The organism is Sphingorhabdus sp. EL138, from assembly GCF_945862485.1.
Lineage (GTDB): Bacteria > Pseudomonadota > Alphaproteobacteria > Sphingomonadales > Sphingomonadaceae > Sphingorhabdus_B.
Map to the genome: position 1 here is coordinate 1 of NZ_CAMAYF010000035.1, position 10,379 is coordinate 10,379.

At 53.4% G+C, this 10,379-nt stretch carries 10 protein-coding genes; 2 read left to right on the forward strand and 8 right to left on the reverse strand.

Annotation, left to right across the window (positions count from 1 at the left end; translation table 11 throughout):
- From Q0O33_RS10735 to Q0O33_RS09995, 3 genes are all read right to left on the reverse strand, one after another.
- A partial coding sequence (locus Q0O33_RS10735; RefSeq protein ID WP_366048594.1) for an enoyl-CoA hydratase-related protein occupies window positions 1-213 on the reverse strand: 213 nt, incomplete at its 3' end.
- Window positions 210-1,376: an acyl-CoA dehydrogenase family protein gene (locus Q0O33_RS09990; RefSeq protein ID WP_295499059.1), complete on the reverse strand. Its 1,167-nt coding sequence runs from the start codon at window positions 1,374-1,376 to the stop codon at window positions 210-212. The genes Q0O33_RS10735 and Q0O33_RS09990, both read right to left, overlap by 4 nt.
- 45 nt (window positions 1,377-1,421) lie before the next feature.
- The gene (locus Q0O33_RS09995; protein ID WP_295499061.1) at window positions 1,422-2,354 is read right to left on the reverse strand and encodes an SDR family NAD(P)-dependent oxidoreductase; all 933 of its coding nucleotides are present in this window, start codon (window positions 2,352-2,354) and stop codon (window positions 1,422-1,424) included.
- A 111-nt stretch (window positions 2,355-2,465) separates the two neighbouring features.
- Here Q0O33_RS09995 and Q0O33_RS10000 point away from each other — a divergent pair, with 111 nt between their 5' ends.
- The gene (locus Q0O33_RS10000; protein ID WP_295499071.1) at window positions 2,466-3,962 is read left to right on the forward strand and encodes a fatty acid--CoA ligase family protein; all 1,497 of its coding nucleotides are present in this window, start codon (window positions 2,466-2,468) and stop codon (window positions 3,960-3,962) included.
- A 66-nt stretch (window positions 3,963-4,028) separates the two neighbouring features.
- The gene (locus Q0O33_RS10005; RefSeq protein ID WP_295499073.1) at window positions 4,029-5,255 is read left to right on the forward strand and encodes an MFS transporter; all 1,227 of its coding nucleotides are present in this window, start codon (window positions 4,029-4,031) and stop codon (window positions 5,253-5,255) included.
- 3 nt (window positions 5,256-5,258) lie between these two features.
- Here the strand turns inward: Q0O33_RS10005 and Q0O33_RS10010 are convergent, their stop codons facing one another.
- The 5 genes from Q0O33_RS10010 to Q0O33_RS10030 form a co-directional block, all read right to left on the reverse strand.
- On the reverse strand, window positions 5,259-6,317 hold the full coding sequence (locus tag Q0O33_RS10010) for a CaiB/BaiF CoA-transferase family protein (protein WP_295499075.1): 1,059 nt from the start codon (window positions 6,315-6,317) through the stop codon (window positions 5,259-5,261).
- A gap of 36 nt (window positions 6,318-6,353) precedes the next feature.
- Window positions 6,354-7,607: an acetyl-CoA C-acetyltransferase gene (locus tag Q0O33_RS10015; protein ID WP_295499083.1), complete on the reverse strand. Its 1,254-nt coding sequence runs from the start codon at window positions 7,605-7,607 to the stop codon at window positions 6,354-6,356.
- A gap of 21 nt (window positions 7,608-7,628) precedes the next feature.
- A complete protein-coding gene (locus tag Q0O33_RS10020; RefSeq protein WP_295499077.1) occupies window positions 7,629-8,411 on the reverse strand; it encodes an SDR family NAD(P)-dependent oxidoreductase in 783 nt (260 codons plus the stop codon).
- A gap of 17 nt (window positions 8,412-8,428) precedes the next feature.
- The gene (locus Q0O33_RS10025; protein WP_295499079.1) at window positions 8,429-9,589 is read right to left on the reverse strand and encodes an acyl-CoA dehydrogenase family protein; all 1,161 of its coding nucleotides are present in this window, start codon (window positions 9,587-9,589) and stop codon (window positions 8,429-8,431) included.
- A 1-nt stretch (window position 9,590) separates the two neighbouring features.
- Window positions 9,591-10,379: MaoC family dehydratase N-terminal domain-containing protein (locus tag Q0O33_RS10030; RefSeq protein ID WP_295499081.1), on the reverse strand; the 789-nt coding region annotated here is incomplete at its 5' end.

The following is a 10,379-nucleotide window of genomic DNA, read 5'->3' on the forward strand; positions in this document are numbered from 1 at the left end:
GTTGAAGTCCGCACCCGCGCAAAAAACTTTACCTTCCGAACGCAAGATAACTACCCGGCAATCGTCAACTTCGTCCAGCGCAAGAATCTGGTCTGCCATCGCACGAAGCAATTCGACGGACACATGATTATAAGGTGGGCACGAAAAACTGATCGTTCCGACATGATTTTGTATGTCGGTTCGAACTATAAATTTTCCTTGCACCTCGGTCACTCGCGGGTCCCGAGCAAATCGCGGGCGACCACCCAATTGTGAATCTCGCTTGGTCCATCGTAAATGCGCATGGTACGCAGCTTGTTTGAAAGCAGATATAGCGGCATTTCGCGTGTCATGCCCATGCCACCGAACATCTGCATCGCATGGTCGACGATGTCATATGCCGCTTCGGTACAATAGGATTTGATCATCGAAATTTCCTGCCGCGTGTCGCGTCCTTCATCGATTTTCCACGCACAGTCATAGGTCATCAAACGCATGGCATGAATGCGTGTGGCGGCATCGGCTATCCAATTTTGAACCGTCTGACGCGAAGACAAAGGCTTGCCAAATGTGACGCGCTGTGGCGCATATTCAATCATCATATCCAACGCGCGCTGCGCCATGCCGATCGACCAGGACGCCATTTCAATACGCCGCGTGCCAAGCCGCACCTGCATGGGCAGAAAACCCTGCCCGCGCGTCCCAAGCAATTTCCAACCCGGAACACGGCAATCGTCAAGCGCAATTTCATAGGTCGCGCTGCCGTCAATCATCGGGATTTTACGTAACACGTTGAACCCGGGCGTATCGCGGTCCACCAAAAATGCAGACATGCCATTGCGGCCATTCGCGTTCTTATCGGTTACGGCCATCAAGATGGTAAAATGGGCTTCATCCGCTTTGGTAATCCAGATTTTGCGGCCGTTAATGATCCAGTCATCACCATCTTGGACGGCGGTGGTTTTCATCAATTGCGGATCAGCGCCAGCCCCAGGCTCCGAAATGCCAATGGCAGAAATGGTTTCACCGCGCACATAAGGCGCAAGATAATGTTCGCGCTGCTTTTCGTCCGCAGCCGCCATCATCATACGCAAATTGGGAGAGTCTGGCGGCAGTGTATACGGCGTCGCAGTCCGACCCAATTCCTCACCGACCCCAACCATCGCCACCATCGGCAAATTCATGCCGCCGACTTCTTCAGGTGCATCTAACCCCCAAAGACCGAGATCTTTAGACACCACATCAACGCGCGCCTGTTCTTCCTTGGTCAGGTAACTGCCCTTACCAGCCGTATCCCGAGCCAAAACCTCGCCTTCAAGCGGAAGCAGTTGGGAATCCACAAATTTGCGGACCAAATCTTTTAACATGCGATGCTCTTCGGCAAGTTCAAAATTCATCAATTGCACCTTTATTGGCTGATATAGCAGCTAGCAAAATTCAACTCAGACGGGCTTCAGCCCCTTATACCGATTTCTGATATCATAGGTCAGCGCGCCCGTAACCGCGGGGTCACAAATTCCGTCCCATGTCCAGCCGCCCGCCTTAAATTGGTTACGAATAAGTTCCGGTTCCTGCACCAAGGCGACTTGTGCGCCAAATATATAAACCTCGCGGCCGTTAATGTTCTCCGACAAGGGTGAGCATAGCCAAGCCAAAACTGCCGCGACGGAATGAGGAGGCGCTTCTTCACCATGGGGCAGCAGCCACTGGTTTGATAGATGCGGTATGCCCAAAGTTTGGTGCTGGTACGTAATCGTCTCATACACTTCTGGAATAGCCATTGTCGTCGCCTGCGAAACCGGCCTGACCGCATTGCAACGGACGCCAAATTCGCCCAGCTCACGCGCGACGGATCGTGTCATGCCAACCACACCTTCCTTGGCGGCGCTGTAATTTGCCATACCCCAATGCCCAAATCCAGACGGCGAGCTGAGGTTAATAATCGCTCCGCCTTGACGCTTGAGATATTCGGCTCCCGCCCGAATAGTCGCAAAATAGCCTTTCAGGTTGACCGCTAAAACTGTGTCAAAATCTTCCTCGCTCATTTCAGTGATACGGCGTGGACGGATGATGCCCGCATTGTTGATCAGGAAATCAAGGCGGCCATAATGGTCCATGGCGCATTCAACGACAGCCTTGCCGCCTGCCATTGATGCCACGCTCGACGTTTCGGCAACTGCAGTTCCGCCCGCAGCGACAATTTCGTCCACGACCTGTTGTGCAAAGGATGAGTCGCTGCCGCCCCCCTGTGGTCCACCGCCCAAATCATTGACGACGATTTTAGCACCTTCCGAGGCCAGAAGAAGTGCTGTATCGCGTCCAATTCCGCGGCCAGCACCTGTAATTACTGCCACTTTATCACTAAACTGGGTCATGATGTAGTCTCTCCTATAAACGTGCGTTCTGAAGTTTCTTGCTTTTAGAATATGCGATTCATATAAATCCGTTATACATTAAATCAATCGACTCACATTGGGATTTTGCATATGGTTAGTTTGAGTTCGATCGTCCGAAATGTCCTGACGATTGACCCCTCCGAACCCGCGCTGGAATATGAGCAAAAATGGTACAGCTGGGGCGATCTCACCGCTATCATAGACGCCGTTGAGGATGTACTTAAAAAGAACAATATCGGTTCGGGTGCTCGAATTGGCGAAATATTGCGCAATACACCCCAGATGGCCGCAGTTATCATCGGCACCATTATCAATGACCGCTGCGTTGTCACACTCAATCCGGCATTGCCTGAAAACAAACTTGTGCATGATATCGTCGCACTGAAAACACCTGTTATCATCGGCCAAAGTATTGATTGGGAACGTCCTGAAATTCGGGAAGCGGCGCGTCAGACAGGGGCCTTGTGCTTGGATATTACAACCGATCCTGCCATCCCCGTCAAAGTCCTTTTCGAAATGACGGGGACAGATTTCCACATTGATGCAGCGGGTGTGGGCATCGAAATGCTTACAAGCGGCACAACCGGAACACCTAAACGCATTCCGCTTCCAGCCGCAAATTTCTCCAAAATGGTTCTCGATGCCGCTGTGTATGAGAAGCGTGACGTCACTGCGCCACCAAAGCTGTCGCGGGCTGTGACGATTGCCAATACACCCTTCTCACATATTGGCGGAATTTTCGGCCTATTTGTAACGCTCTCGGCGGGACGCAAGGCATGTATGCTTGACCGTTTTCGCGTAACCGAATTTGTCGACGCCATCCAACGTCATCAACCGAGGGTCGTTGGGGCCCCGCCATCGGCATTGCGCATGATTATCGATGCCAAGGTCCCAAAAGAGGCATTTTCCAGCCTTGCGGTCTTCCGGACAGCAACAGCGCCTCTTGATCCGAGCTTGGCCGACCAGTTTTTTGAAATTTACGGCGTTCCTGTTCTCCAGAATTATGGTGCCACAGAATTTGCAGGCGGCGTTGCTGGTTGGACACTTCCCGACTTCCAAAAATATGGTGCTGATCGGCGCGGTAGCGTTGGCCGGATGAACCCTGGCGTTGAAGGTCGGGTAGTGAATGCTGAAACAGGCAATCCAGTTCCGTTCGGAGAAAAAGGCCTACTGGAATTGCGTGCGAAGCATTTGGGTGACGGCACTAATTGGGTCAGAACTACCGATCTTGCCAGCATGGATGAACAGCAGTTCCTGTGGATTCTCGGTCGCGCGGACAATGCGATTATCCGGGGCGGGTTCAAGATTATGCCAGATGATGTGGTCAAGGCGATGGAATCGCACCCGGACGTGCTTGAAGCCTGTGTTGTCGCATTGGCCGACCCGCGCCTCGGCCAAGTTCCGGCGGCCGGATATCGGGTCCGTTCAGGGCATTCACTAACGGAAGATGATCTGCGAACATTTCTGCGAGAGAAGCTAACCGCTTATCAAGTTCCAACGAAGTTGCTTGCTGTCGAGGAATTCCCGCGCACACCGTCAATGAAACCGAGCCAACCTGAACTTAAAAAGTTGCTGGAGGCCGCTTAAACTCGAGAAGCGGGCTCCTACGTATCAAAGAGGGCGGTAGCCCCTAGATGTCTGTAAGGTTATACAATGACTGACCGCGTGCTGCCCATGTCGAATTCTGCAAAGCTTGGAATGCTCTTTGCCGTCTCTGTCGCAATCGCGTTAGGGGGAACGCATTTTCATGTACTAGGCGCGATGGTAAAGCCTCTGGGTGATGCTTATGGCTGGTCAAGAGGCGACATTGCGTTTGCCCTTACCATATCCAGTTTCATCAACCCCTTTACGAATATCGTCGTCGGCATACTGGCGGACAAATATCCTGTGCGCAAAATCGCGTTGCCTGGGATATTTGCATTCGCATTAGGCACTGCTGCATTGGGATTGGTAAACGAGAATATATGGAGCTGGTATCTCGCTTACACGCTCTTTACGATTGCGGGGTCAGGTATAAGCTCTGTTTTATTTACAAAACTGGTTGTTGAGCATTTTTCTAAAAGGCGTGGACTTGCTCTTGCGACGTCGCTGGCTGGCGCAGGTATTTTGGTCAGCACTATCCCACATATCGTTCTAGCGCTTGAGGGTGTTGCAGGCGTTCGCGGCGTTTACCCGCTGATTGGAGCTTTCTCTTTCCTGTTACTGATCATTCCATGCTGGCTATTTCTTCCCGAGCACAGCCCTATAATAGCTAAAGAAGCTTCCACCAAAGGACCAAGCCGCGATTGGCAAGAAGTGATCGGATCGCTTGTTTTGTGGAAAATGGTTTTTGCCTTTTTCCTGATTGCGTCATGCGTCGGTACGTTCATCGTACATTTGCAACCGATGCTTGCCGACGCCGGACTGTCCAGAAGCGAAGCTGCGTCGGTTGCCTTATTCGTAGGGCCTGCAATGATCGTGGGGCGCTTGGGCACAGGCTTTCTCTATGATATGTTGCCAACACGACTTGTCACCGCCATTGCCTTCGCTCTGCCCGCTCTGGCATGCTTATGGCTATTGCTGTTGCCAATGGATTTCACGACGGCTGCGGCACTTGCCGTTTTGATTGGCCTTGGCATGGGCAGTGAGGTTGATGCCTTAGCCTATTTGTCGAGCCGCTATTTCGGTACACGTCGTTATGGCCTTATTTTCGGCATCTTGATCAGCGTCTATGGTTTCGCAATCGGTATTGCGTCATGGTTGGTGGGCATAGCGTTTGATGCAATTGGAAACTATGACGCAGTGCTCCTATCGCTCGTATGTGGTGTGATAGTTGCCATCATACTCATGCTGTCGCTTGGAGCGCCACCTAAGATTGAAGAAGTAGAAGTTGCCAGCTAGTCTCTATCGGCCAGCCATTTTCACGGGGCCGGCAGGGGTCGCTGAAAAACGCGGCGCGGGCGCTGGCTGGACAATGCCTGCATCTTCAACAAATGTGCCCCGCATCGCCATGTGAGGATGCTGCGGTGCTTCCCTAAGGCTTAGCACGGGCGCAAAGCAGATATCGGTGCCATCCATGATCGCACACCATTGGTCGCGTGTTTTGGTGCGAATGACCTCTGTCATGCGATCCTTCAAGTCCCCCCAACGCGACTGATCCATTTGCTGCGCAAAATCAGGATCCGCAGCTAGGCCGGTTTTCTCAAGCAACAGTGCGTAAAACTGCGGTTCAATTGACCCTAGCGAAATCCATTTGCCGTCCTTGGTTTCATACGTATCGTAGAAATGCGCACCACTATCGAGCAGGTTGACGCCGCGTTCATCCTGCCATTGGCCGTTAGCTAAGAATGTGAATGTCATGGCTGACAAGATGGCTGCTCCATCAACCATAGCGCAATCGACAACTTGTCCAACGCCTCCAGAACGAGCGTGCAAAACCGCCGCCACAATGCCAAAGGCAAGCATCATGCCGCCGCCACCAAAATCCCCGACTGCGTTCGTTGCGAATGTCGGCTTTTCACCCTTGCGCCCATATGAATGGAGCGCGCCTGACAAGGCGATATAGTTGATATCATGCCCGGCAAGCGGAGCCATAGGCCCCTCTTGTCCCCAGCCCGTCATCCGGCCAATGACAAGCTTTGGATTGATAGCGAGCAACACATCTGGGCCAATGCCAAGCCGTTCGAGCACCCCCGGCCGATATCCTTCGATGAGGGCATCGGCGGATTTTGCCAAATCCTTGATCTGCGCAATTGCTTCAGGGTTTTTCAGGTCAAGTTCAATGCGCTCACGGTTGCGGTTGAGAATATCGCGATTTCCCCCTCCGCCGAAACGTCCTGCATGACCCGGACGTTCCACCCGAATAACGCGCGCGCCATGATCGGCCAACATCATGCCGCAAAATGGCGCAGGTCCAATTCCCGCAAGTTCGATAACGGTCACGCCATCCAAAACGCCTGGCATTCTTCTTACCCCTTTAGTGTTATTCGCGGATCGCGTTTAGATACGTTCAATGATCATCGCCGGCGCCATGCCGCCAAATGCACACATGGTTATCAGTGCGTAACGTCCACCTGAGCGCTCCAGTTCGTCGAGGGCTGTTCCAATGAGGATCGAACCAGTCGCGCCAATCGGATGCCCTAAAGCTATTGAACCGCCGTTAATGTTCACTTTATTGCGGTCAATCCCAAGGTCGCGGATCGCCTTTTCTGTCACGACGGCAAATGCCTCGTTAATTTCCCAAACATCAATGTCTGCAACGCTTAGGCCCGCACGCTCAAGCGCCTTGCGCGCTGCGGGTGCAGGTGCATTCAAAATGAGCGTCGGGCAATCACCGACGTTTACCGAAGCGACAATACGCGCGCGCGGTTTCCAGCCATTTTCTTTCATCGCAGCTTCCGACGCCAGCAGCAAAGCCGCAGCGCCATCAACAACGCCCGAACTGGTTCCAGCGTGATGCATCGGCTCCCATTGCAAATCTGGATATTTGCGTTCAATCATCTGCCGCATATTGGTGCCATCCGGGCTAGCTTCGATCTGCTCAATTGCCACGAATGCAGGCTTCAATGCAGCAAGGCTCTCCAATGTAGTGGACGGGCGAGGATATTCCTCTTTGTCCAATGCGACAGACCCGTCTGCGTTATGGACCGGAACAACGCTCTTGTCGAAACGGCCTTCATCGATTGCCACCTTGGCTTTACGCTGGCTATCGGCGCCCAGCTCTTCAAGTTCGGCGCGGCTAATGCCTTCCATGGCAGCGATGGCGTCAGCAGCGACACCTACATGCGAAATCGGATGGTCCTGATGCAGGGCATGATTGCCCCGCGCCTTGCCAAGCGGAACATATTCGGTGCCAACTTCCCAAGCGTCGCATTCGGCATGATGGCTCATCATCTCTGTGCCACCAGCAATGATGACATCTTCAAAGCCAGCCATAATTTGCGCTGCAGCAAAACTAACGCTTGTGATCCCGCCACCACAATAACGGTCGAGCGTAACGCCGCTGGCTTTCAGGTCATAACCTGCCCAAAGCGCCGACAGGCGACCAAGGTCGCCCGCCTGCTTGCCGCGTTGCTGGCTTGTCGACCAGATGATGTCATCCACCTTTGAAGTGTCGAGAGCATTACGATCACGAATTGCCCGCAATACCGTCGCCCCCAACTCTTGCGGATGCAAATGTGCGAGCGCGCCTTTGCCCTGTTTACCGATGCCGCGCGGTGTGCGGCATGCGTCGACGATATATGCGGTAGACATCATTCAGTCCCTTCGATCAATTTAGCGTGGTGCCATCCGGATGGCACCGTCAAGACGAATGCTTTGCGCATTAAAGTAGCTGTTACGGACAAATTCCATAACCAAGCTTCCGAATTCGGAAGGCTTGCCAAGGCGTTTTGGGAAAGGCACCGATGCGGCCAGGCTTTCCAGCACTTGTGGCTTGGCACCCAACATTAACGGCGTCGAGAAAATGCCTGGCATGATGCAGTTGACGCGAATTCCAAGATCCATGAGGTCACGCGCCATTGGCAGGACCAGACCATTTACGCCAGACTTGGCCGAACCATAAGTCACCTGACCAATTTGTCCGTCCTGTGCAGCGACAGAAGCGGTCAATACGATTACACCACGCTCACCATCTTCCAATGGTTCCAGCGTTGCCATACCCTCGGCGGACAAAGACGCGATGCGGTAGCTGGCAATCAAGATACCGTGAACGCCATAAGCATAATCTTCAGTCGAAAGGCGCTTTAGCTTGCCGGCCTCCTTGTCAAAGGCCAGCGTTTTCCCGCGCCGTGTCGCCATGGCACAATGGACCGTAATACGTTCCTGACCATGCGCAGCACGCGCTTTTTCAAAGCCGGCCACGACCGAGTCTTCGTCCATGATATCAACCTTGCAGAACACGCCGCCAATAGCATTGGCGACTTCGGTGCCGGTTTCTTCATTCAGGTCAAATATGGCAACTTTGATGCCGGATGCAGCCAGTGCTTCAGCCGAAGCACGACCAAGGCCGGATGCGCCGCCGGTAACGACTGCTGCGGTAGTGTTGTCGATTTTCATTTCATAAATCCTTTCAATTAATAGCTGCGGGGAAGGCCGAGAACATGCTCGGCAAGATAACTTAGGATCAGGTTGGTGCTGATCGGGGCAACGGTATAGAGGCGTGCTTCGCGGAACTTGCGTTCGACGTCATATTCTTCAGCAAAGCCAAAGCCACCGTGCGTTTGGACGCACATGTCGGCGGCGGCCCAGCTGGCTTCGGACGCAAGGAGCTTAGCCATATTCGCCTCTGCGCCCGGGTTGCCTCCAGCGTCAAATACCTGTGCCGAATGATGCACCATTAATTCCGCCGCGCACATTTGCGCATAGCAACGGGCGATAGGAAACTGGACGCCCTGATTTTGGCCGATCGCGCGGCCAAAAACATTGCGCTCGCTGGCGTAGTCGCTCGCTTTCTTGATAAACCATTTGGCGTCACCAATGCATTCCGCAGCAATCAATATGCGCTCTGCATTCATGCCCGAGAGAATATAGCGGAACCCCTTGCCTTCCTCACCGATCAGTGCAGACGCTGGAATCCGCATATCGTCAAAGAAAACTTCCGTTGTTGAATGATTCATCATCGTACGGATCGGCTTGATGGTCATGCCGTTCCCGACCACTTTGCGCATATCGACCAAAAAGATGGAGAGCCCTTCGGTCTTACTTGCCACGTCTTCACGCGGAGTTGTACGTGCCAGCAACATCATTAGGTCAGAATATTCCGCGCGACTGGTCCAGATCTTTTGGCCATTGATGACATATTCGTCACCGTCCCGCACAGCGACCGTCCGCAAGGAAAGCGTATCGGTGCCGCTGGTCGGTTCGGACACACCAAAGGCCTGCAGGCGCAGCTCGCCTGTCGCGATACGTGGCAGATATTCCTGCTTCTGTTCTTCGCTGCCATATTTTAGCAACGTGTTCATGATGTACATCTGGGCATGGGCGGACGCGCCGTTGCAGCCAGCTGCCTGAATTTCTTCCATGATCACGGCTGCGGCATCAAGCTTTAGCCCCGAACCACCATAAGCTTCCGGGATCAGGGCGGCGAGAAACCCTGCTTTGGTCAGCGCATCGACAAATTCGGCCGGATAAGCGCGTTCGCTATCTTTTTCCCGCCAATAAGCACCTGGAAACTCAGCGCATAAAGCCTGCACTGCACGGCGGATTTCGCTAATGTCTTCGCTTTCAGTGATCATATCATTTCCTTTGAGCTGTTGCGGCAGTCACTTGCCGTCCGTCGGCAGCAAAAGCCGCCATTTCGATTTCATTACCTGAGGCGCGCATCACGAGGTGCAAAGCCTCGCCGCAAATGGCAGGCGAAAGGCCTCGATAGGTAAAATGTGCGAGCGTATTGTCGCCGAATTCCCGCCGCGCCAAATCCAGTAATAATGTCGCGGTCAACGGACCATGGACGACAAGGCCACGATACCGCTCTTCATCTTGCGCATAAGGCAAATCATAATGAATCCGGTGGCTGTTGAATGTTAGCGCGGAGAAACGGAAGAGCATCGGCTCGCTTGGCGTCAGCATCCGGTAGCTGCTCCAACCCTCTAAATTGACGCTCCCTGGACCCGCTTTGGGCGGCGAAGAAGGCGCGTCAGGCGCAGCGGCTTCACGATATACAATGCTCTGCACCTCACGAACCGCAATCCCTGCCTCGCCAAAATTTTCATGCGCCACATCAACAAATACCAGTTGGCCGGAACCGCCTGATTTCTCGGTGATGGATTGTATGCGCGAAGTGCGGGTAACTGCTTCACCAATATGTAAAGGCGCAAAAAAATCCACTTTGCTGGATGCCCACATTCTGCGCGGCAAAGCTATTGGTGGAAGAAAACTGGCTTGGCTGTCATCACGCACGGGATGTCCATCAGGGCCAAGTTGCGCCGTCGCGGCATCTGGTACGCATAAGCACCAATGGAGCCCCTGTGGCACCATGCCATCGCCACTAGCCGCACGATCAAAAGTCGCAAGCCAACGCGCCAC

What these genes read in the sequence shown, in the direction of transcription:
- Q0O33_RS09990 (WP_295499059.1), bottom strand. Translation starts at nt 1,376, where the DNA reads ATGAATTTTGAACTTGCCGAAGAGCATCGCATGTTAAAAGATTTGGTC.
- Q0O33_RS10005 (WP_295499073.1), top strand. Translation starts at nt 4,029, where the DNA reads ATGACTGACCGCGTGCTGCCCATGTCGAATTCTGCAAAGCTTGGAATG.
- Q0O33_RS10015 (WP_295499083.1), bottom strand. Translation starts at nt 7,607, where the DNA reads ATGTCTACCGCATATATCGTCGACGCATGCCGCACACCGCGCGGCATC.
- Q0O33_RS09995 (WP_295499061.1), bottom strand. Translation starts at nt 2,354, where the DNA reads ATGACCCAGTTTAGTGATAAAGTGGCAGTAATTACAGGTGCTGGCCGC.
- Q0O33_RS10010 (WP_295499075.1), bottom strand. Translation starts at nt 6,317, where the DNA reads ATGCCAGGCGTTTTGGATGGCGTGACCGTTATCGAACTTGCGGGAATT.
- Q0O33_RS10000 (WP_295499071.1), top strand. Translation starts at nt 2,466, where the DNA reads ATGGTTAGTTTGAGTTCGATCGTCCGAAATGTCCTGACGATTGACCCC.
- Q0O33_RS10020 (WP_295499077.1), bottom strand. Translation starts at nt 8,411, where the DNA reads ATGAAAATCGACAACACTACCGCAGCAGTCGTTACCGGCGGCGCATCC.
- Q0O33_RS10025 (WP_295499079.1), bottom strand. Translation starts at nt 9,589, where the DNA reads ATGATCACTGAAAGCGAAGACATTAGCGAAATCCGCCGTGCAGTGCAG.